Here is a 21,860-nt window from a genome sequence, read left to right as displayed (position 1 = left end):
TAGCTAAAGAGAAATCAACAAAAGCCGCCCTCAGAAGGGCGGCTTTCCAATTATTCATAGAGAGAGCGGGAAACGGAGCGATCATTTATTTGCGTCATAAGTCCGTAACAAGTAACAAGTGATAGGCGTGAACCGTAAACCGTCATCCGTTTGCGCTGGAGTCGATTTTTTTGGTTTCTGGTTAGGTTTGTTTGTATCCGACAAACAATAAACGGTTGCTCGCACTTTCCCGCCCGCCGGCGGAAACCGCCGGCTCCAAACCCGCACGTGGGGTGACCTGCAGGCTTGGAGCCGGCGGCTGTCGCTATTCCATGTACTTGGATGCGTCAAACGTAATCAAAGACGTATGATTGGCATGCTCAATCAGCGAAGAGAGCTTGGTTACCTCGCGTTCCTTCTTGCGGGCTAGCGCCTGATAAGCCTCTGGATCATATAAGGCGACGTTGAACAGCGTTATGGCACCGTCTCCGCTGCCACGGCTGCTCTGGCGCTCCAGCTTCTTGCGGGAACCGAGATGGGCAAGCTGTCCGATATCGCTGCGTATTTGTTTGGCCAGCTCGATCGCTTCCATGATCGTAATGTCGGAGCCGTTCCAGGGAATAGTCTGCGTGGTATTGGAGATTGCCATCAGCAAATCCAGCTTCCTATAATCCGCCGCGGCCGCTTCGATTTCTTCCGTAATGGCATCTACGCTGCGCGTAGGGTATTCCGCCGTCTCCCCTTCTTCAATAATCGTGCTGCTGTTGTTCAAGCGTTCCGACATCAACTGATTGATGAGACGGTTAATTGCTGCCCGAACAGCTAGTGCTTCTGCCATCGTTATTTGACTCATAAGTGATGGATCACCTCTTTAATTTCATTTCTGATATGTAAACGCATAGATTTGTAAATAGTTGCTAGATTAATTAAAAAAGCAGCGCGGAAAGGAGAACAGAGTTACATAATTGTCATGACTGAGTGAGACGGTTAACCAATCTCCTGCCGAAATTCTTCATCTTTACGACAGCTCCAAACATAAAACGATAGATTTTTAGGATATCATTGACAGCATCCTTGCTTGTATACTATATTAAGAGAAGGTTACAAAACGTTAATGAATTTTGCCGAATTTCGTTTGTGAAAACGGGGGAACCGTCTTGGGTGAATTACTCTTGTATAGAGAGTATAGGGAACCTTCAACCGAACCCTTAGCTAACTCCGTAGGCATCGAAGGAGAGAACATATTTTGAAGAAGTTTGTCATCACTTTGCTAGGGTCTGCAATTATTTTTTCTTCTGGTGCCGTTTCAGCATTTGCTGATCAACAACCGAATTTTCAGTATCAAGTGAAGCAATTGGTAGGAACTCCATACAAATGGGGCGGAACGACTACCAGCGGGTTTGATTGCTCCGGATTTATACTGTACATGTTTAGAAATTTCGATATTGATCTTCCGCGCACTTCCCAAAGCCAGGCTCAAGCCGGTGAACATGTGGATCGCCAAGATCTGCGGGTTGGAGATTTGGTATTCTTCAATACGAGCGGTAGCGGAATTTCTCATGCAGGCGTTTACATTGGTGACGGACAATTTGCACATGCTTCCAGCAGCAAGGGAGTCAGAATCAGCAAGCTTAGCGATTCCTATTACGAGCCGCGTTATGTCACGGCACGTCGTGTTTTGAGTCAAGAAAACTATGCAAAGCTGGTAGGAAGCGCAAGCTAGTTGGATTACGCAGCCATTTAGAGTACGATACATAATCAGAAAGCCTGACAAAGGGATGACCTTGTCAGGCTTTCTTTTTTTAGATATGAGAGAGTATAAACTTCGAAGCTTGTGACTTCCTGATATCGCAAGAAAAACTTCTACTAACTGTCTGTCATCTGTGAAAGTACGTCGATAGACGTTTTTGTTACTATAAGTCTATCATCCCACAAGGGGGTGTTCGGTTACTCCTTAACAACAGAGGCATTCACGGCAGCTTCCATTCCATTATTATAGAGACGGAACAAGCCCAGACGCCAGAAGGCGGCTCCCTTCAGGTCATAACGTTTGGCCAAGCCGAGTTTATCGTCCACGGAAGTGGCGGTTTCGCTGCTTAAACTGATGCCAAGCAGGAGCTTCTGCTTCGGGACGCCTGCTTGGAGTGCCAGTTGGATCGCTTGGTCCACCAGACTGTTCGGTTCGGGAACCTGAGATTTGGTTCCAACCGGATTATACTGATAGGCCATAACAATCAGGTCATCAGCGATAGAGGCCAGTGTCTTGTAATCATAACCTTTATAGGCGCTGTTCAATGGCGGCACGGCTAAAGACAGGGCAACGTCATTCGGCAATGCGGCTTTCAATTGCTTGACGTAATCATTGAGCAGCTTCTGCTGCTTCACGGCATCCAGTTTAAATCCGAGCCCTTCAAAGTCAAGCACAACACCGCCGAATCCGTTCTCCGCTACCGCGGATGTAATGCCTTCAATAGACTTTTGGCGCAGGTTGCTATCGCTTAGGACCTTGGTTAACTCGCCGTTCCCATCCAAGGCATAAACCATGAGATATGGTTTAATATTCTGATTTGCAGCATCTGCTACAATCGATTGCGGCGTAACGTCGCCAGCCGCAGCGGGGAGGCGGTACTCATCCCCTTGAAGCGTGAACTGACCCTCGCGATCGATGCGGCTCCAGCCAAAGGCAACTGAATTCATGGATCCCACAAGATCCCGTTCTTGGAAAGATTGTAATGCATAGAAAGCTCTCAAATGCATGTCGCGCTGTGGCGATACGAGGGAGACTGTACGAGTCGCCTGGTTCCAGCCGACATCAACGCCGAATTGGCTGCTGAACGAGCTGAGCGGGATCATCACACGGCCTTCCCGCTCCACCGGCGGAGCTGCAAGCTTCACTTTTTTTCCATTGACGGTTGCGTTCGTGCTCCCCACTTGAAGTAATACTTCAGTCGATTGGCCTTTCACGCTGCCAATGGCCCTCACGGTTTGCGTCTTGCTGTTCCATGTGATTTGAATGCCCAGTGCTTCTCCAACCGTCCGGAATGGAACGTAGGTGACCCCTTTGTCAACCCGCGGAGCCGCATCGAAGGTTAGCGTAACGTCATCCAGCTTTACCGATATGGCAGGCTCTGCATGTACCTGGCTAACATGGGGGGTGGTGCCGAGCAGGGATAAGGCAAGAACGGCAGCAACAGCTGTTTTTCCTATTTGTTTGTGCAGCATGCTTATGTATTTCCTCCGATCCATTAAAATAATAGAATGATTTCATAGAATATGGAATTGGGTCTAGCATACGCTAGTATAGCAAAATTTTCATAGAGTTCCAATTCCATGATGTCAATGTCATAGAATAGATATGAGTAAGCATATTGATTTTTTAAACTTTCCAGTATAATAAATGAAGGATTTGATACATAACCTGATGATGACATGCATAGGGGGATAATACGGGTGTTTAAATTCTGGAAGAAGAAAAAGGGCGGGGATAGCGGAGACAAAGCCTCGATCCCTCCAGCAGAAGAGATAATGGAAGCCGTACCGGATCCGATCATTGAGCTTGCAGGCCGCGAGGTTCGCCGCAGCGTGGCGCCTGTTCTTGGCATGACGGTGCTTGATCTGGCCGAGCGGAATGAGGTGGACTGGAACTCTTTTTGCAAAAGAGGAACTTGTGCGCGCTGCCGCTGCATGGTGGTGGAGGGAATCGAGTATTTGTCCGAGCCCAATTTGGCCGAAGAGCGGCGCCTCGATCCAGAAGAAATCGAAGAAGGCTATCGACTGGGATGCCAGAGCAAGATCGAAGCGGTCGGTCCCATCAAAATCAAGCATGCCCCATACTTTTGAAGACATTGAAGGCAGATTGCCGTTCATATTTAAAAAGCAGGCAGCCGTACCACAACGGCTGCCTGCTTTGCTGGAAAGATAATACTGCAAATCCTTTACTCAATCCCCATTTTGCTCTGTTCCCGGAACGAGCTCGGCGTTTGACCGGTAATTTTTTTGAATAACATCGAGAAGTACTTATCATTGCCGTAACCGACTTGGGAAGCAACCTCATGTACCGGCATTTCGGAATCCGCCAGCAGGCGCTTGGCCTCTTCAATTCGGCGGGATATCAAGTAATTGAAGGGGGAATCGCCGACTTCTTTTTTGAACAGATGGGATAAATAATGCTGACTAACATACATCGTATCGGCAATGTCCTTGAGACTGATGCTCTGGGTATAGTTAGTGTCGATAAAGTGTTTGGTCCGCAGTGCGATTTCGTTCTTGCCCTTCAAGGACTGGAATTGGTGTTTAACGTCCACAATGCGATAGATGACGGTAATCAATGACATCAGCAAGTTGGTGCTCAACGTTTCATACCCCAGCACCTGCGAATCGCATTCACGGAGGATCTCGGAAAGATAGCTTTCCACTTTATAGGCGTATTTCTCACAGGATATGACTGGCTCCACATAGGCCGGGAGCAGCATCCCCTGGGGAACCCCTTCAATGTGAAGCGAATCCACGCCGCAGTAGATCACCTTGAAGGGTCCGTCCGTGATGGATCTCTCCTCGTGAGGAATGCCGGGGTTATAAATCGCGACATCGCCCTTGTGGAGTTCGTATATTTTTCCTGCAATCGTGAATTCTCCGCGTCCTTCTACAACATAGATGATCTCGCAGAAATCATGAATTTGTGGCGGTCCATAAAAGAAGTCCTCGTCCACGACCTGCCCGGCAAAGAGCAGCTGCGGATTTTTGATGAAGCGGAAGTGATCGCTTTTGCTATGCGAGATTTCGATCTTTGGCACGGTCTTGTCCCTCCTGGAAAGCAACATCCTCTACCTATTATAATGCAAAACGCCCTTTCAGTGCGGAAATCGTTTACATCTGCTAATCGGGATGGTTCACTGTCTTGCTGAAATTAGGAGCCGATATAACAAAATAGTGGGTTATCTCTTGCACCGAATCATCTTACAATGATGTCATAATCCTTATAGGGAGGCGTGACATACATGACAATTGAAAACGATTACAGATGGCGGGACGGTTTTCCGAGAATCGGGATTCGCCCTACGATAGATGGAAGACGGAGAGGAGTTCGCGAATCACTCGAGGAACAGACCATGAATCTGGCCAAGGCCGTCGCCGAGATGTTGACGAAGGAGCTCAAATATCCGAACGGCGAGCCAGTTGAATGCGTCATTGCGGATACGTGCATTGGCGGAGTGGCTGAAGCAACTGCAGCCGCCAAAAAATTCAAAAATGCCGAAGTCGGCCTAACCATAACCGTTACGCCTTGCTGGTGTTACGGCACCGAGACGATGGATGTCGATCCTTCGCGACCGAAGGCGGTATGGGGCTTTAACGGAACAGGACGTCCAGGCGCGGTTTACCTGGCCGCGGTACTGTCGGCCCATGCCCAGAAGGGGCTTCCTGCATTCGGCATCTATGGCGAAGACGTTCAGGATGAAGGGGATACCCGTATTCCGGACGACGTTCAAGAGAAGCTTCTGCGTTTTGCACGGAGCGGCTTGGCTGCAGCGTACATGCGCGGACAATCGTATTTGTCCATGGGCTCGGTGTCGATGGGCATCGCCGGCTCGATCGTGGACGACAGCTTCTTCCAGGAGTATCTGGGCATGCGGAACGAATATGTAGATATGAGCGAGTTTACGCGCCGCTTGGAAGAAGGCATCTATGATCCTGAAGAATATGAACAGGCGCTTGCTTGGGTGAAGGAGAATTGTACGGAAGGACCGGATAACAATCCGGATCATCTCCAGAACAGTCGGGAGCGCAAGGATCTGGAGTGGGAAACCGTCGTCAAAATGACGCTGATCACCCGCGATTTGATGATCGGTAATCCGCGCCTGAAGGAGCTTGGCTTTGAAGAGGAGGCTCAGGGTCACAGCGCTATCGCTTCCGGATTCCAAGGTCAGCGGCAGTGGACGGATCATTCCCCTAACGGTGATTTCCTGGAGACCATCCTCAACTCCTCCTTCGATTGGAACGGCAGGCGTTCGCCGTATATCGTGGCAACCGAGAATGACAGCCTGAACGGAGTCGGCATGCTGTTCGGATACCTGTTAACCAATACGGCACAGATTTTCGCGGATGTGCGTACTTACTGGAGTCCGGCTTCGGTAGAACGGGTTACCGGCTATAAGCTTGAAGGAAAAGCAGAGAATGGCATCCTGCATCTGATCAATTCCGGCTCGGCTGCACTGGATGGAACGGGCGAGCAGGAGATAGACGGCAAACCGGCTATGAAGCCGTTCTGGGAGATCACGGAGGAAGAGGTTGAACGCACGCTGAAGGCCACGCAGTGGAGACCGGCTAACTTGGAGTATTTCCGGGGCGGCGGTTACTCGACCGACTACCTGACGCGCGGCGGCATGCCGATGACGATGTTCCGTCTTAACCTGGTAAAAGGTCTTGGTCCCGTGCTGCAAATTGCCGAAGGCTATTCTGTGGATCTGCCGGCGGAGGTACACGACACGCTCGATAAGCGTACAGACCCGACATGGCCAACAACCTGGTTTGTGCCGAACCTTACGGGACAGGGTGCGTTCTCAAGCGTTTATGAGGTCATGAACCAGTGGGGCGCTAACCATGGCGTAATCAGTTACGGACATATCGGAGCGGATCTCATTACCCTGGCCTCGGTCCTGCGTATTCCGGTCAACATGCATAATGTGCCAGCCGAAGAGGTGTTCCGCCCACGTGCATGGGGAATGTTCGGAACGACCGATCCGGAGAGCGCAGACTTCCGCGCTTGTCAGAACTTCGGTCCTCTATATAAATAAGGTTAACGAGAGGAGTAGGAGAACATGCTGAACATGGAAACGAGAAATGAGCTCTGCAAGTATGCCAAAAAAATCGTCGACAGCGGACTCGTTGTAGGACCGGGAGGAAACATCAGCGCGAGAGCCGGGGACAAAATGTATTTGTCCCCGAGCGGTTTTGCGCTGGAGGAGATTGAACCGGAGCAATGGATCGAAGTCGATATCCCGACCGGCGATATTACCGATATAGGATTACGGCCTTCGTCCGAAGTGCTGATGCACCTGTATGGATACCGGAGCAACCCCGATATCGGGGCGATGGTGCATACACATCCATTCCACTGCATTGCCTTTACGTTGGTTGAGAGGGAGCTGCCGGTGATGTTTCCGGACCAGGCGGCATTGGTTGGACGTACGGCATACATCCCTTACATCATTCCTACGACAGATTTGCTGGCAGATGCCGTCGCGGAGAAAGTAACGACGGCCAGTTCCATCCTGCTCGGTAACCATGGACTGGTTACAACCGGCCGGAATCTGCGTGAAGCGTATTACCGAACCCAGGTAGTTGAAGAGAGCGCCAAAATTTATCTGAGCGCCAAGGCTGCCGGCACACCGGTGCCACTGACAGATCAGGAAGTGGATGATATCGCTGCGCTGGAGAGCGAAGATTATCGTATTCAGCTCCTGCAGAAGATGAAATAAAAGATTGTGGGTCAGATCCGGTTGTTCAAACTCGGATCGGTAAAGTACTAAGGTGAGAAAGGATGCGGCTTATGAGCAATTCATCCGCGGTGCTTGCGTTTGACTTGGGGGCCAGCAGCGGCCGGGCGCTGCTGGGCGAGATCACCTCTTCTGATCATGAATCGCCCGGCATGCTGAAGATTACCGAGATTCACCGCTTTGCCAATATACCCGTCCAGATGGGACAGCATTTGCACTGGAATTTCCCGATGCTGCTGCAGGAGGTTAAGCATGGCATCCGCAAAGCGTTCCAAGCCGGCTATCAACCGGTCAGCTATGGCATCGATTCATGGGGTGTCGATTATGGACTGATTGACCGTAACGGGGAGCTCATCGGAGTTCCTTATCATTACCGGGATCTGCGGACGGAAGGCATGGTGGAGGAAACCTGCGAGCAGGTCGGGAGAGAACGACTGTTTCAAGAAAGCGGTCTGCAATTCATGCCGTTTAACACGATTTTCCAGTTAAATGCGATGCTAAAGTCAAAATCTCCGATGCTTGATATTGCAGATAAGTTCCTACTCACTCCGGATCTACTGAACTATTATCTGACGGGGGTCCAGGCGTGCGAGTTCACTATGGCCACCACGACTCAGCTCTATCATGTTACAGAAGGCAAGTGGAATGAACCATTAATGGAGGAGTTGGGGCTTTCCGCATCCCTGTTCATTGAACCCGTACAGCCGGGAACCGTGATTGGAAGGCTGCAGGATGCCGTGGCGCAAGAGCTGGGCGTTCCGGCGATTAAAGCGATTGCCGTGGCATCGCATGATACGGAATCCGCCGTGGTAGCCGTTCCTGCGAACACCTCCCGATTTGCCTATCTAGTATGCGGTACCTGGTCGCTTCTAGGAACCGAGCTTCCGGAGCCGCTTGTCCATACGGACGTGCTGGAGGAAGACTTCTCCAATGAGGGTGGAGCCTATCAAACCTTTCAATTACTGAAGAATATCATGGGCCTTTGGATTCTTCAGGAGTGCAAGCGTCAATGGGAGAATCAAGGATTGACGTATTCATTTGCAGAGCTGGTCGAACTTGCTCAGGACGCGGAATCGTTCCGCAGCTTCATAAACCCGGATGACCTGCGCTTCATGAATCCGGCGGATATGCCGGCTGAAATCCGGGATTATTGCCGGGAGACAGGGCAGCCCATTCCTCATAGCACCGGAGAGTATGTCCAGTGCATACTGCAGAGCTTGGCTATGAGATACCGGGAAGTGCTTGAGCGAATGGAGGTTCTGACAGGGCACCACTACGATGGGCTTCATATGGTTGGCGGCGGCATTCAAAACGAGTTGTTGTGCCGTTATACGGCCAATGCCATGGGCCGAACAGTGTGGGCCGGACCGATTGAGGCAAGTGCCATCGGGAACATGCTGGTTCAATTTGTGGCGAATGGCACATTGCGCAATCGGGAAGAGGGAGTGGAACTCGTCAAGCGGTCTTTTCCGCTTGCCTGGTACGGGCCTGAGTCCAACGAGGATTGGGAGGCAGCATTCCAGCATTATAAGTCCATTGTCGAACAACAGCAGGTACAACAGTAAGTTTAAGGGATTCATAGCGAATGGCGGTCTCCTAATATTCCAAGCCTTACATCTAAATTCGATAGAGAAGGATGTCATATCATGCTAAAAGGCATATCACATGTGCTCTCGCCTGAGCTGTTGAAGATTCTGATGGAGATGGGGCACGCGGATGAAATTGTGCTCGGCGATGCCAATTTTCCGGCAGCCAGTCATGCCCAGCGGTTGGTCCGGGCAGACGGACACGGAATTCCTGCATTATTAAACGCGATATTGCAGTTATTTCCGCTCGATACGTATGTTGAGTCCCCGGTAGCGCTGATGGCTGTGACGCCGGGGGATACCGTAGCAACTCCGATCTGGAATGAATACCGTGAGATCGTAAAGCAGTTTCATGCCGTTCCCGTCCAATTTGATGAGGTAGAGCGATTCTCGTTCTATGAGCGGGCGAAGAATGCTTATGTCGTCGTGTCGACCGGCGAAAAAGCGCTGTACGCAAATATTATCCTTAAAAAGGGTGTAGTCGTTTAGACTAACTGGTGCAATGTTAAAGAAGAGATCGCTGCGGCGGTCTTTTTTTCTACTAATCCAACCAAAAGCTAAAGCAAATAATTGTCCAAGTGATTATCATCATCATGCGTAAAAAATGAACACAACTCTGCCGGATTGATCTACAATGAGCATTAGCCCAGATAACAGTAGCTGGCGGAAGAATGTCGGCCTTTTGGATGATCAAGTCGAATTTGGAGGAGAACGGGCAACGCTGGAGCAGAGCGAGAAAGAAAGACGCCAAGATGATTCTGGCAAGTACATAACATCATAAAAATGAAGGTGAGACATTGTGAGAGGAAAATACGTATCTCTATCGGTTGTATCAACGGCAACCAATTATGTTATGGAGCAAGACAATGTAATTACCTGTACCTATCGTACCTATATCAAACCGAGAGAGTCCGGGCAGCTAAAGCTGAGATTTTGGCATAGCAACTCGGTCGATTCTACTTGGGATGTCGGCTCGGTGGCAAAAGGGAGCATGCCGGGGGGAGCGTGGCGTATTGAAGCGGCTTATGCTGCCGATGGGGGCACGGGACGGGATGGGCAGGTTGTACCTGGAACGAGCGTGCAGATTACGTTTGACGGGAAATCCGGTAAGGCGGTGGCTCCCGGCGAGACGTTCTGGAGCGATCCGGTACTGGTCGAACTGCCCGATGGACATGAACTGGCGTTCACGTGGACCATAACGACGCTTTCTTCAGGGAAAACGGTGCCATACAATACGGAGGGGCTGCTTGTAACGGCTTATGAAGCTGAAGGGAATAAGGCGGATGACGAGTTGGGAGCAGCGTTCGTGCCGGCAGTGAGCCGCTTGGTCATGCCTGCATTTATAGGGTATGCCCGAACGGTTCAGCAGCGGATGGTCTTCCTGGGAGACTCGATTACTCAAGGTGTAAGAACGGCCCAAGACGAGTATGAATACTGGGTATCTCGCATAGCGGATGGCCTCGGAACAGACTACAGTGTATGGAATATCGGTTCCGGCTGGGCGAGAGCCTATGACGCCTCGGCAGACGGCCCTTGGCTCGCAAAGGCGGCCGAAGGGGATGTTGTTGCGCTTGTGCTCGGTGTTAACGACATCGATATCGGGGCAAGAAGCTCCAGGGAGCTGCTCAATGATTTATCCACCATAGTAAGGCGGCTAAAGCAGAGGGAGGACGGAACGGGAGCGCGGATCCTTCTCTTCACCGTGCCTCCATTCAATTTTACCGGAGACAGAGAAGAGGTATGGCGCACCGTTAATGAAGCGATTCGAACCCGTCCTCCTGAAGGTGTGGATGCCGTATTTGATATCGCGGCGGTTCTGTCCTGTCCGGCTCCGGAGGAGCATCGGATTCAGCCGAAGTATATGAGCAATTCCGATGATCCGCATCCGAACGGTCTGGCGGGAGCAGCGGTGGCTGAAGCTTTCCTGAAGTGGTATGAGGCCCAGCGGATGAATTAATAAATTTATAATTAAAACCGCTCCGGTCAATAACGGAGCGGGCAACGGCTGTTTCCCCAATCCGGTGGCGCCGGGTAAAAGCTGGGAACCTGCGAGCGCGTTCGAATGGACATTTTTGATACCGATGAAAAAGCCAGCTCAACCCGGAATTTGTTGATCGGGCAGAGCTGGCTGGTGCATGACGATGTTTGTTTATGAATACGCTGTAGGTCCTATGTTATACGACGACTGCTGTTCCGCTGACGGCTACCATCAGCATTCCTTCACGGATAACTTCATAATCAATATCTACCGCTATAATCGCGTTGGCCCCCATACGCGAGGCCTTATCCTCCATCTCGACAAACGCCGCGTCCCTTGCTTCCTGCAGCTTGTTCTCATAGGCACCCGAGCGTCCGCCGACAATATCGGTAATGGAAGCCAGAAAGTCCCTAACTACGTTAGCGCCCATAATCACTTCGCCGGTCACAACGCCGATGTATCTTTTAACCGGGTAGCCTTCAATGATGGATGTAGTTGTAATTATCATACCATTTTCCTTCTTTCATATAATTTTTATGATCTTGATTCAAGTGTAACCACATTCCGAATAAAAAAGTCCGAGTTAAGGGAACGACCATGTCGGAGGACGGTACCAGTCCATTGACCGCTAAGTGAAGGGCGCCCTATGATTGGGATAGCATGGGCATGGCTTCAGGAAGAATGTCGGCTCAGCCTTTTCCGGTGTGTGTTCCCTCTTATTACGCGACACGGAGAGATTGGTTGCACGGATAGACGGATTCCGATGAGTTGTAGTAGAATTTATTGTCAGGTACACATATATTTCCAGTCTAACACAACAGACCCTTTACGTGATAAACTAACGCTATAGTTCATTACAGCGTCGAGGCGGTGCTTAGTGAAATTTTATAGATTCGGAGGAATAATATGAAAGAATTGATGCTCAAGTGGAACCGAGTGAGCCTGGTAAAGCGGATATTAGCCGGGATTATCGTGGGGGTTATTCTGGCGCTGATCGTTCCCGGTGCGACGGGGATCAGCCTGTTCGGCTCTTTATTCGTATCCGCATTAAAAGCGGTTGCACCCGTACTGGTACTATTGCTGGTCATGTCGGCCATCTCTAACCATCAAAAAGGCCGCAAGACGAATATGAAGTCCATTCTTGTCCTGTATGCCATAAGCACATTTCTCGCAGGGTTGGTGGCGGTTATCGCCAGCTTCATATTCCCGGCAAGCCTGTCACTGGTCACAAGCTCAACAGACCTGACTCCGCCGGAGGGCATTGTTGAAGTTCTCAAGACCCTGTTGTTTAATGTGGTGGATAATCCGGTCAATGCATTGATGAACGCCAACTATATCGGTATTCTCGCTTGGGCGATCCTGCTGGGCATCGCTTTGCGTAATGCCAAGGAGGGCACCAAAAGCCTGCTCACAAGCGGTGCGGATGCTATATCCCAAATCGTAAAATGGGTGATCCAGTTTGCGCCGTTCGGGATCATGGGCCTGGTGTTTGATTCCATTACAACCAACGGGCTTGAAAGCCTGCTGGATTACGGAAGGCTGCTGCTCGTGCTGATCGGATGCATGCTGTTGGTAGCGCTTGTCGTTAACCCGCTCATCGTCTATGCAAGGCTGCGCGAGAATCCGTATCCGCTGGTGTTTACCTGCTTGAGAGAAAGCGGTATTACGGCGTTCTTCACCCGCAGCTCGGCTGCCAACATTCCGATTAATATGCGCTTATGTGAAAAGTTAAAGCTCAACCCGGATACGTACTCCGTATCCATTCCGCTCGGGGCTACCATCAATATGTCGGGAGCGGCAGTGACCATCTCGGTCTTGACGCTGGCGGCTGTGCATACGCTTGGGGTTCAGGTGGATTTCGGAACGGCGCTTATTCTCAGCGTAGTATCCGCTGTGTCGGCCGTAGGCGCCTCAGGCGTGGCCGGCGGGTCGCTTCTCATTATCCCTCTGGCGTGCAGCCTGTTCGGCATCTCCAATGATATTGCCATGCAGGTCGTGGGCGTGGGCTTTATCATCGGTGTGTTGCAGGATTCTTGCGAGACGGCGCTCAACTCTTCCTCAGATGTACTGTTTACAGCGACAGAAGAGCGAGCGAAGCAGCGCAAAGAAGGCAACCCTACAATCGCGAATGCTTAGCTTTAGGAAGTTTACGATTATGAATTGATCTGCTGCATCCGTCCATCAACTGCACTTCGGTTTCATTCTTCCGGCAACAAGCTGCTCTCCACCTCCGCTGCATTCTGCCCACCGCAGAACAGCCCGGGAGGCTGTCCTTATGGAACAGCCTCCTTTTGTAGTGCTTACATCGTCCCCGATTTGTCCTTTAGCAACTGCTGAAGCAGGGAGTGGGAATGTTCGCTTGGTGTCGCGAGCGACCTTATTCATCTGTCCACCATGAATGCGGGTGGCCATATTGAGCCCTACTATCGGGATGATATGGTTCTTTAGCCAAGCGTACAGCAACCATTCGGTCTTCCTAACGTTGTCCGGCACTTACTTGGAATCCGAAGGCGATATGCTTGGGCGTGTCGTTATGCGCTTGAAGGTATTATTCCATCTGATCTGCATCCGTATTTTTGCCCACCAGTAGGATATTGCGGCTGCGGTTCTTTGCCAAAATCGGCAGGATTGCCGGGAAATCGGTATATTTCATCACTACAAAAATGAGATCATAGGTATCATTCTCCGCCAGCGATTCAATCACATGCGTTCGATCCACCGTTGTTTTTCGCTGTATATGATGACGGATGACGATTCCGTCTCTCTCCAGCTCCTCGGTCCGCCTGCCTCGTGCCAGCGCGGTGACGTCATTGCCGCCCCGCACCAGCACATGCGCCAGATAACTGCCCAGTACGCCAGCTCCTCGTGAGGGGCGGCTGTTCGCAGGGTCTACTCTCACACGAACAGGTCTTGCGTTGAAACTTGCAAACCCGGGTACAGTGGGGATTCTGCAAACGGGTCACGGCCTTGAGCGTAATAGCTTACATCGGCGATCTCGCCGTCCAAGAAGGAATACACCGTGACTTGAGCTTTCATCGGATCGACGATCCAATACTCTTTCACGCCGCATTGCCGGTATAGATCAAGCTTTGGGATCATATCCTTGCTTCGCGAGGACGGGGACAGCACCTCGATGGCCAGGTCTGGTGTACCCTTGTATTTCCCCTTCTCATCGATTTGATCTTTATCACAAATGACAACCAGATCCGGCTGCACAACACAGATATTGTCCTCCTCCTTCTTCAAAGTAATATCGAATGGAGAAGTTAGCGGTATGCAGGATTTCCCCTTAAACCAGTTGTAAAATGTGCCAATCAGTTCATGTACCGCATGCTGGTGCTTGTACGAAGGGGAGGCCAAGTTGTACACGACGCCGTCGATCAGCTCGTATCGCTGTTCCGATGCTTAATCGAAAGAAGAAATAGACCCCTTAGGGGTAGCCGAAAAAGTAGTGCAGTTAGCGAACCATTCAATGCCCTTTTAGGGCTGGCCAGCAACAAAGGCTTTCAGCCGCAGAGTAAACCACCCGTTATACGGGTGGTTTTGATTACTCAAACACTTCATTAAATCACCGCAGAATCTGTTGCTTGTTGAAGTGCAGACATTAAGATGCTTGGCATGAGCCGGTCCGAAGATTAAGATGCTGAGAAAGAGACATCTCCCTTGCGGCAGATGTCTTTTTCGTGAACCTTGCTACCCGCCGCAGCGAATAGCAAGGTTCTTTGCTCACCGTTCAAGGCACCACCTGAACGGTGAGATATAAAACCTCCAGCAAGATCGGGGTGCCGGCCAGGAGCACATCGCCGGGGGAATACAGGGTTAGAGCGTCCGGCGTGAGGGTATATATTCGGCCTTCCTGAATCATGCCGTTGATATAAACCGTTGAGGTGGTGTTCGGACCGACCTCGATGCTCTGAAATGGATTTCCGTCATCATCCGTAAATTGCTGGGCAGATATGGCGAAGGGAGCATCCAGATTAACCTCGGACAACAATACATAAAAATAACGAAGCGTGGTTGGCAGTACAATGATCTCCGGCACTATCACGCTTCCCGGTAATCCTTGGATGCCCTGTGGACCAGGGGGCCCGGGAAGGCCCGGAGGACCTTGAGGGCCTGGGATGCCTTGCTCACCGGGAATGCCTTGAATACCTGGCAGCCCTTGGACGCCCGTCTGACCCGGAATGCCGGATGCTCCGTCGGAGCCCGGAAGACCTGGCACGCCTGGAGGCCCTTGAATGCCTTGATCACCTTGGAGACCTGGATTGCCTGGCTGACCAGGCAATCCAGGTAATTCAGGTAATCCCTTAGAGCTCCTTATCAGTTGTGTTTCCGACCATTCAGATGGGATGATGGCCGGATAATCGGATCTGGTCTTGCGCGGTCGGATCCTTTTTCTATTGATAGGTGATACGACACGTTTACATTTGCGCTTCTTGAGGTTTCTGCGTCTGTGATGCCTAGGGGATTTTATTATTGGATACCGCTTCCGTTTAATCACGGGAGTTTTCAGTCTTATCACCGCCCCGGATGAATGTATGTATTTAGATTATGTCATCGGAAGGGGAGTGGAGTGGACATTTGTCCTTTCTTCAATGATATATTGACCGGTACGCTGGTAGTTTTCTGTTAAGTTTTTACTATAATTGGGAGGATGCCAGGGTCAAAACTAGAAATCTATCATTTAATGATATTATGGCTCAGCCATACTTTTTGTTATCTTGCTGCAGAGAGGAGTGATTACATGCCAGTTATCAAACCTATTATTACTGCTGTCGCAACGCCCCCCGTTGCAACCGGGGGAACGATCACCACAACGGTAACGCCAACGGTAACCCGTTACTTTGCGCTGATTACCGAAGCTATGATCGGAGCAGACTCCATTACCATGCCGGCAACGAGTTTTGTCGATGATGCCGAAGCAGCCGTGACAGCATTCCCCGCGTTGACAGGTTCAGAATACTTTAATGTGTATATAAACGGCATGCTTCAACAACTTGCCTTGTCGACATTAACAACCGCCAGCTTGGTACTCGATACGACGGATGTTCCGGCGGGGATACCTGTTTTACTAGAAATCGCTAGTTTTACGAACACAGCTTCTGCGATCACGACACAGCCGACAATATCGGCTCCGGTCATTACGATCATCAGTTAAGGAAAGGGGTTGCCCTGATCAATAAGATTAGGGCAATCTTTTTCATTTAAAGAGCGGATCAAGAGGTCATTCTTGATCTGCTTTTGCGTTTTTGTTTGCGATTAGATGAGTGCAAACAGAATCAGGCGAAATGAGCCATTCAGGTGCCGAGCGGGTTTATGCCAATAAGAGGGATTTTGTTCCTATATCCCGAATTACATATAGGAACCTGAAACGTTTGGAGGCTAAAATATGAAACATTAATCCCCACCATCTACCGCAAGTTCAGAAAGATAAGTCTGGGGGACTATATATGATCATGGATAAAAAAGCATGGATTGTGGAAGCAACCATTTCGGATATGCAGCATGCGATGACTGAGGGTTGGATGACTTCAGTAGACCTGGTTCAATTATATTTGGAGCGGATCGGGTTATACGATGGAATTCTCCGCTCGGTTCTTGAGGTAAATCCTGAAGCGCTGCAAATTGCCGAGGAGCTGGACCTGGAGCGCAAGGACCAGGGTGCAAGAGGATTGCTTCATGGGATTCCCATCCTGCTTAAGGACAATATCGCCACCGGGGATCGGCTGCATACGAGTGCCGGCTCCATCACCCTTGCGGATTCGTTTGCCACCAAAGATTCCTTTGTTGCTGCGAAGCTGCGTAAGGCGGGTGCTGTTATTTTGGGCAAGAGCAACATGACCGAATGGGCGAACTTTATGTCCCCGACCATGTGGGCAGGATATTCATCAAGAAACGGACTTACATTAAACCCATACGGTCCAGGGGAAATGTTTGTTGGAGGTTCAAGCTCAGGCTCCGGTGCTGCGGTGGCGGCGAATTTGGCCGCAGCGGCCATCGGGACGGAAACATCAGGTTCGATTATCAGTCCTTCCAGCCAGAACAGCCTGGTTGGCATTAAGCCGACGATTGGACTGGTAAGCCGTTCAGGTATCATCCCTATCACTCACACACAGGATACGGCAGGTCCAATGACCAGAACGGTGGAAGATGCAGCGATTCTGCTTAGCGCGATCGCGGGAGCTGATGATCTGGACGAAGTGACCCAGATCGATCCTCAAAAAAGGGTGGAGGACTACACGGAGTATCTGGATTCGAGGTATTTGAAGAAAGCACGAATCGGGATTCCCCGATACTACTATAAGCACTTGGATCGGGATAGACTAGATATTGTAGAATCCGCCATTGAAGTGCTGCGGAATCAAGGAGCTACCATAATTGATCCAGTGGAGCTGCCTTGCCAGGATACCAAGTGGGACGCCAATGTCCTTCGCTATGAGTTCAAAAAATATGTCAATGATTATTTGGCGAACGTAGATGCGTCTCTGCCTGTTCATTCGTTGGCCGAGGTTATCGCTTATAATGAGGCACACGCTGAGATTGCCTTGAAATATGGACAGGGCACATTGATCTGGGCCGAGGAAACGAGCGGCACGCTGACCGAAACAGAGTATCTTAAGAGCAAGCAGAAGAATAAAGAAATGGCGGGAGCGAGAGGGATTGACCATGTTTTGCAGGCGTATCAGCTGGACGCCCTGCTGTTTCTGGGTAATGAATATGGACCGGATTTGGCTGCCCGGGCAGGGTATCCATCGGTAACCGTTCCCGGCGGCTATGCCGAGAATGGCGTCATTGCGCCGGGAGGATATATTACGAAGGGGCCACAGGGCATTACGTTCATCGGGACGGCATATAGCGAGCCCGTCCTGATCCAATTAGCCTACGGCTTTGAGCAGGCTACCCAGCATCGCGTACCACCGAGACTTTCATCCCCGTCATCAGAGTAAAAGAGAGGTGAAGTTCCATCATGCCGCGCAATTTGGAGTATGTTCCTTACGGTTACGAGCCCCCAAAGCCGACAACCAAAGGAACCTTAATATTCTACGACCTCTTCGAGCAGGTTCAGGAGGATTTGGAGCAGGCCGCTGCCATTTTAGAAGAACGGTCATTTGTAAAATTGGTGTTGTATCCGCTGCATGAAGAGACAGCGAAGCGGATGTTCAAGGAACCGGTCAGCCCTTATTACAAACGGGAGAAACAGCTTCAGGAATGGATCGAAGATCATGCAGGAGCATCGGTTGTGATTGAACCCTTCGAGTCGAAACGAAAAAAATACACGCCGATCGATACCGCGCTTCGTCATCTGGCAGAGAAATACGGAAGTCCCCATTTTCTTGTTCTGACACCTGAGATGGCAAATGCGTTTGCCTCCTTTTCCTCCTTCGAAGAATGGATTGTGAAGCTGAGGCTAATCCTCTTGTCGGAGCCGCCGTATCTGCACCCGCGATTGGAGAAATTTCGACATCGTTGGGATGTCGCAGGGGAGAAGCCGGAAAATCGTTAGGGTATAACAAATGCCCGACTGTAGATTCGCCTGCAGTCGGGCATTTTCTGTTATGCAGTATCGTTCATATAAAATGGAAAGGACTGCGCCCCAAGGGAACAGTCCTATGTTAATCCGTGAGCAGACCGTTAAATCTCATCGATTCAGGTCCCTACGCGGGTAAGTTTACTTATGATCTTGCGCACGCTTTCTCCAGACAGGAAGTAGGTCCGTTCCAATTCCTCAATGGACCGTCCTTTGCAATAAGCGCGATACATTTCTTTATTTCGACTTTCGATGCGTTGTTTGGAACCGCTTAACTCTCCCCAGCCGGCTCTTTGCTCGCTCTGTTTCGGTATGTAGAGTAATTCTCCATCTATATACTGTTGAATTTGCTGCAGCAGCTCGGGGGGAAGCACTTCTCTTCCGTTTTTGTAATGGCCCATCGACGCCCTCCTCTTTCTGTATACATATTTAAGCTATCGCTGAGTTTCAAAACAATTGTATTGATCATGCTTGCCCTCCTCCTTTCGTGATATTGGTTTTTTTTGGATTTTTTGAGTTGTTGGATTTAAAAATAGATATAGGGAGCCCGCAGCGGGCTCCTATTTTAACGGATATTCGCTTTACGCGAATACCACCTCACGGATCTGAATCATTGCAATCAGCCTCCTTTCAGCTCATTTCGTCGGCCCCGACTTCTATATTAAGCCATATGTAGGTGGGAATTTGCAAGAGATAAAACAATATTAATTGTTTTTTACCAAAATTCATGGGGTGAATGAATTGAGAAACGTCCGAAGGGTTCCATAGGCATTTTGATGGTACGTGACAGGATTATATAATATAGTTACTTCAGAATGCAAAAAAAGAAGGAGCTTTCGTGTATGTCCAATCACGATCCGCATATTCAGGAGTTAATTACGCTGAAGACGATCGCAGAAACATTGAACGAGTCCAATGAGCTTGGCCCCATGCTGGACGTTGTTATTACCAAGCTGCTGGAGCTGACCGGACTTACGACCGGTTGGCTGTTCCTGGTGGAAGATCGGGGAACGCATGAATTCGTAGCCAGCCGGAATTTGCCGCCTGCCCTGAGCCGGAACGACAACGAACCTATGAGATGCGGCAGCTGCTGGTGCCTGGAGCGTTACGATGACGGACGTCTGAAAAATGCCGTGAACATATTGAATTGCAAACGTCTGGATAACGCCGTTCGTTACCAGTGGGGGGATACGGAAGGCATAACCCACCATGCAACCGTTCCGCTGCGATCCGGCAGCCGCAGGTTCGGCGTACTAAATGTGGCTGCACCCGGGAAACTGCATTTCACCAAAGAGGAACTGGCGCTGCTGGAATCGGTTGCCTACCAAATCGGCAGCGCCATTGAGCGCATGCGGCTATACGCAGCCGAGCAGCGCCGAGCGGATTTGTTTGCCCGGCTTGGGGAATATAGCAGCGCACTCGGTGCTTATGCTTCCCAAGCGGTTAACCGGGCTGAATTAACGAAGCAAGTCATGAGTTTAATGGGCCGTTACTTTGACTGGCCGGTTGCCGCATTGCTGGAGCCTATCGGCAGCGAAGTGACGCTGCGTGCCCTCTACAGCAGAGGGCAGACGACGCTGCCCCATGCCAAATTTCCGCTGGCTGAAGCCGCACGAACCCGTTCTGGCAAGGGAGAGGTCAATCCGAGCCCGGTCAGTGCAGAAGACGCACAGCGGCTTGCAGATCTTTTGGTTGAACAGGGATGGATATCCTCCATCTCCCGAGCGGTTGCGGTTCCGCTGGCGGCTGCCGGGGACACCTCATTTGGACTGCTTTTAGTAGGGTTCGATCATTACGGCGATTCGTACCGGGCAGATATCGAGGTGATCGAGGCACTGGCTGAACATATCGGCATGACCCTTCAACGCATCCGTCTGGAGGAAAACCGGCGGGAGCTCGCAAGAATGGATGAACGAAATCGTCTCGCCCGTGACCTGCACGACTCGGTAAGCCAAACCCTGTTCTCGCTGGTCATGATGTCCAAGGGAGTGCGGGGAATGCTTGCCGCAGAGCCGCATGAGCAGACAAGTATGCTGCAGGACACCATCCATGATATACAGGTCCTGTCGCAAAGCGCGCTTAAGGAAATGCGGGAGCTGATCATGCAGCTTCGCCCACCCGGACTTGAAGAAGGGCTTATGACAGGCCTGAAACAATACGGCGAACGATTGAAACTTCATGTAAGCTCACATATCAACGGGATACGGGACCTGCCCCGGATCGTGGAAGAAACATTGTGGAGGATCGGTCAAGAGGCGCTGAATAATGTAAGCAAGCATGCGGATACGAAGGAAGTAACGGTCGTATTAACCCCGCGGGAAAATGAAGTTGAACTCAGGATCGAAGATCATGGCCGCGGGATTTCCAAGCAACGATTGAACGAGCTGACAAGACATTCGATTGGGTTGTCCAGCATGCGGGAACGGGCGGAATCGCTCGGAGGACAATTCCGTCTATACAGTGTGTACAGAGAGGGAACCATTATTGAGGTTTCGCTGCCCTTAAGGGTGAGATCAATAGAGAATGGGGGGATCACCGATGATCCGATTGTTGATCGCTGACGATCATGCCATGGTACGACGGGGATTGCAGGTTTTTCTGGCTACGCAGCCGGATATCGAGATGGTTGGCGAAGCCGCGAATGGCGAGGAAACGTTAGAGAAGGCCAATCAGCTGAATCCCGATGTCGTGTTAATGGATCTGAATATGCCGATTCTCAATGGAATCGATACGACCGCACGGTTAAAAAAAGAACAGCCTCATATTAAAGTCATCGTGCTGACCTCGTTTATCGATTATGACCATGTGCTGCCAGCCATTCGGGCGGGCGCACGCGGCTATCTCCTTAAGGATATTGAGCCTGAGGATCTGGTGGCTGCGATCAGACGCGTGTATGAAGGCCAAGTTGAACTGCATCCGGATGCGGCAGGCCTGCTCATGACGCATGTTACTTCACCGGCGGGGACGGATGAGACCGGCGGGTCCGGCCATCAGGAAGAGACTGCGCAGGTGGATAAACTTACCCGCCGGGAGCAGGAAGTATTACAGCTGATTGCATCGGGCATGAACAACAGGGAAATCAGTGAAGCGCTTTATATTACCGAGAAGACAGTTAAAACCCATGTCAGCCATCTGCTCGATAAGCTGGGGGTTGCGGACCGGACTCAGGCGGCCATTTATGCGCTCAAGCATGGCATCGTATAAGGATTGCTGTATTTGCCGTACATAATGATCATATCTAAGACTATAGTTGTAGAAGCTCTCAGCCGAAGGCATGAGAGCTTTTGCTTGTAAAA

21 protein-coding genes and 1 riboswitch are annotated in these 21,860 nt (G+C 50.6%); of the genes, 13 read left to right on the top strand and 8 right to left on the bottom strand.

Annotated elements, in window-relative coordinates; all coding sequences use genetic code 11:
- Positions 1 to 304: 304 nt before the first annotated feature.
- Positions 305 to 832 (bottom strand): hypothetical protein, encoded by a 528-nt coding sequence (locus MKX98_RS20665; protein WP_339218128.1) that lies wholly within the window; start codon positions 830 to 832, stop codon positions 305 to 307.
- A 259-nt stretch (positions 833 to 1,091) separates the two neighbouring features.
- Positions 1,092 to 1,222, top strand: a riboswitch (cyclic di-AMP (ydaO/yuaA leader).
- Positions 1,223 to 1,225: 3 nt separating this feature from the next.
- Between MKX98_RS20665 and MKX98_RS20660 the strand changes: the two genes are divergently transcribed.
- Positions 1,226 to 1,702, top strand: coding sequence for a C40 family peptidase (locus tag MKX98_RS20660; RefSeq protein ID WP_113058838.1), 477 nt, complete (start codon positions 1,226 to 1,228; stop codon positions 1,700 to 1,702).
- Between the two features lie 224 nt (positions 1,703 to 1,926).
- Here MKX98_RS20660 and MKX98_RS20655 read toward each other — a convergent pair whose 3' ends face one another.
- On the bottom strand, positions 1,927 to 3,201 hold the full coding sequence (locus MKX98_RS20655) for a stalk domain-containing protein (protein ID WP_339218124.1): 1,275 nt from the start codon (positions 3,199 to 3,201) through the stop codon (positions 1,927 to 1,929).
- A 228-nt stretch (positions 3,202 to 3,429) separates the two neighbouring features.
- Between MKX98_RS20655 and MKX98_RS20650 the strand changes: the two genes are divergently transcribed.
- Complete coding sequence (locus MKX98_RS20650) at positions 3,430 to 3,819, top strand: 2Fe-2S iron-sulfur cluster-binding protein (RefSeq protein WP_220684717.1); 390 nt, start codon at positions 3,430 to 3,432, stop codon at positions 3,817 to 3,819.
- Between the two features lie 95 nt (positions 3,820 to 3,914).
- Here the strand turns inward: MKX98_RS20650 and MKX98_RS20645 are convergent, their stop codons facing one another.
- Positions 3,915 to 4,772 carry an AraC family transcriptional regulator gene (locus MKX98_RS20645; RefSeq protein ID WP_194543394.1) on the bottom strand — a complete coding sequence of 286 codons (858 nt, stop codon included), beginning with the start codon at positions 4,770 to 4,772 and terminating at the stop codon, positions 3,915 to 3,917.
- 204 nt (positions 4,773 to 4,976) lie between these two features.
- Here MKX98_RS20645 and MKX98_RS20640 point away from each other — a divergent pair, with 204 nt between their 5' ends.
- The 5 genes from MKX98_RS20640 to MKX98_RS20620 all read left to right on the top strand — a co-directional run bounded on the left by MKX98_RS20640 (position 4,977) and on the right by MKX98_RS20620 (position 11,015).
- Positions 4,977 to 6,770: an L-fucose isomerase gene (locus MKX98_RS20640; protein WP_194543393.1), complete on the top strand. Its 1,794-nt coding sequence runs from the start codon at positions 4,977 to 4,979 to the stop codon at positions 6,768 to 6,770.
- Between the two features lie 24 nt (positions 6,771 to 6,794).
- Positions 6,795 to 7,454 carry a class II aldolase/adducin family protein gene (locus tag MKX98_RS20635; RefSeq protein WP_339218122.1) on the top strand — a complete coding sequence of 220 codons (660 nt, stop codon included), beginning with the start codon at positions 6,795 to 6,797 and terminating at the stop codon, positions 7,452 to 7,454.
- 71 nt (positions 7,455 to 7,525) lie between these two features.
- Positions 7,526 to 9,037: a rhamnulokinase family protein gene (locus tag MKX98_RS20630; protein WP_194543392.1), complete on the top strand. Its 1,512-nt coding sequence runs from the start codon at positions 7,526 to 7,528 to the stop codon at positions 9,035 to 9,037.
- Between the two features lie 81 nt (positions 9,038 to 9,118).
- Positions 9,119 to 9,547: an L-fucose mutarotase gene (gene fucU / locus MKX98_RS20625; protein WP_339218119.1), complete on the top strand. Its 429-nt coding sequence runs from the start codon at positions 9,119 to 9,121 to the stop codon at positions 9,545 to 9,547.
- A gap of 310 nt (positions 9,548 to 9,857) precedes the next feature.
- A complete protein-coding gene (locus MKX98_RS20620; protein WP_194543390.1) occupies positions 9,858 to 11,015 on the top strand; it encodes an SGNH/GDSL hydrolase family protein in 1,158 nt (385 codons plus the stop codon).
- Positions 11,016 to 11,232: 217 nt separating this feature from the next.
- Here MKX98_RS20620 and MKX98_RS20615 read toward each other — a convergent pair whose 3' ends face one another.
- Positions 11,233 to 11,544 (bottom strand): YbjQ family protein, encoded by a 312-nt coding sequence (locus tag MKX98_RS20615; RefSeq protein ID WP_194543389.1) that lies wholly within the window; start codon positions 11,542 to 11,544, stop codon positions 11,233 to 11,235.
- A gap of 398 nt (positions 11,545 to 11,942) precedes the next feature.
- Between MKX98_RS20615 and sstT the strand changes: the two genes are divergently transcribed.
- A complete protein-coding gene (gene sstT, locus MKX98_RS20610) occupies positions 11,943 to 13,172 on the top strand; it encodes a serine/threonine transporter SstT (protein WP_220684720.1) in 1,230 nt (409 codons plus the stop codon).
- 412 nt (positions 13,173 to 13,584) lie between these two features.
- On the opposite strand, the gene MKX98_RS20605 is transcribed toward sstT, so the two are convergent.
- From MKX98_RS20605 to MKX98_RS20595, 3 genes are all read right to left on the bottom strand, one after another.
- A complete protein-coding gene (locus MKX98_RS20605; protein WP_339218116.1) occupies positions 13,585 to 13,935 on the bottom strand; it encodes a 2-dehydropantoate 2-reductase N-terminal domain-containing protein in 351 nt (116 codons plus the stop codon).
- Complete coding sequence (locus tag MKX98_RS20600; RefSeq protein ID WP_233354997.1) at positions 13,932 to 14,405, bottom strand: Uma2 family endonuclease; 474 nt, start codon at positions 14,403 to 14,405, stop codon at positions 13,932 to 13,934. The genes MKX98_RS20605 and MKX98_RS20600 overlap by 4 nt, the downstream gene beginning before the upstream one ends.
- Before the next feature lie 364 nt (positions 14,406 to 14,769).
- A complete protein-coding gene (locus MKX98_RS20595; RefSeq protein WP_339218113.1) occupies positions 14,770 to 15,321 on the bottom strand; it encodes a DUF4183 domain-containing protein in 552 nt (183 codons plus the stop codon).
- Between the two features lie 459 nt (positions 15,322 to 15,780).
- Between MKX98_RS20595 and MKX98_RS20590 the strand changes: the two genes are divergently transcribed.
- The 3 genes from MKX98_RS20590 to MKX98_RS20580 all read left to right on the top strand — a co-directional run bounded on the left by MKX98_RS20590 (position 15,781) and on the right by MKX98_RS20580 (position 18,540).
- Positions 15,781 to 16,194, top strand: coding sequence for a DUF4183 domain-containing protein (locus MKX98_RS20590; RefSeq protein ID WP_194543385.1), 414 nt, complete (start codon positions 15,781 to 15,783; stop codon positions 16,192 to 16,194).
- A 292-nt stretch (positions 16,195 to 16,486) separates the two neighbouring features.
- Positions 16,487 to 17,983 (top strand): amidase family protein, encoded by a 1,497-nt coding sequence (locus MKX98_RS20585; protein WP_339218111.1) that lies wholly within the window; start codon positions 16,487 to 16,489, stop codon positions 17,981 to 17,983.
- Between the two features lie 20 nt (positions 17,984 to 18,003).
- Positions 18,004 to 18,540 carry a hypothetical protein gene (locus MKX98_RS20580; RefSeq protein WP_194543383.1) on the top strand — a complete coding sequence of 179 codons (537 nt, stop codon included), beginning with the start codon at positions 18,004 to 18,006 and terminating at the stop codon, positions 18,538 to 18,540.
- A 143-nt stretch (positions 18,541 to 18,683) separates the two neighbouring features.
- Here the strand turns inward: MKX98_RS20580 and MKX98_RS20575 are convergent, their stop codons facing one another.
- Positions 18,684 to 18,965 (bottom strand): CD3324 family protein, encoded by a 282-nt coding sequence (locus MKX98_RS20575; RefSeq protein WP_006211013.1) that lies wholly within the window; start codon positions 18,963 to 18,965, stop codon positions 18,684 to 18,686.
- Positions 18,966 to 19,406: 441 nt separating this feature from the next.
- Between MKX98_RS20575 and MKX98_RS20570 the strand changes: the two genes are divergently transcribed.
- Complete coding sequence (locus tag MKX98_RS20570; protein WP_339218107.1) at positions 19,407 to 21,125, top strand: GAF domain-containing sensor histidine kinase; 1,719 nt, start codon at positions 19,407 to 19,409, stop codon at positions 21,123 to 21,125.
- On the top strand, positions 21,103 to 21,768 hold the full coding sequence (locus MKX98_RS20565) for a response regulator transcription factor (RefSeq protein ID WP_071220338.1): 666 nt from the start codon (positions 21,103 to 21,105) through the stop codon (positions 21,766 to 21,768). Before MKX98_RS20570 ends, MKX98_RS20565 begins: the two co-directional genes overlap by 23 nt.
- Positions 21,769 to 21,860: the final 92 nt, after the last annotated feature.

Source organism: Paenibacillus sp. FSL W7-1332 (assembly GCF_037969785.1).
GTDB lineage: Bacteria > Bacillota > Bacilli > Paenibacillales > Paenibacillaceae > Paenibacillus_AQ.
The sequence above is the reverse complement of the archived record's forward strand: the minus strand, read 5'-3'. Positions and strand labels throughout refer to the sequence as shown.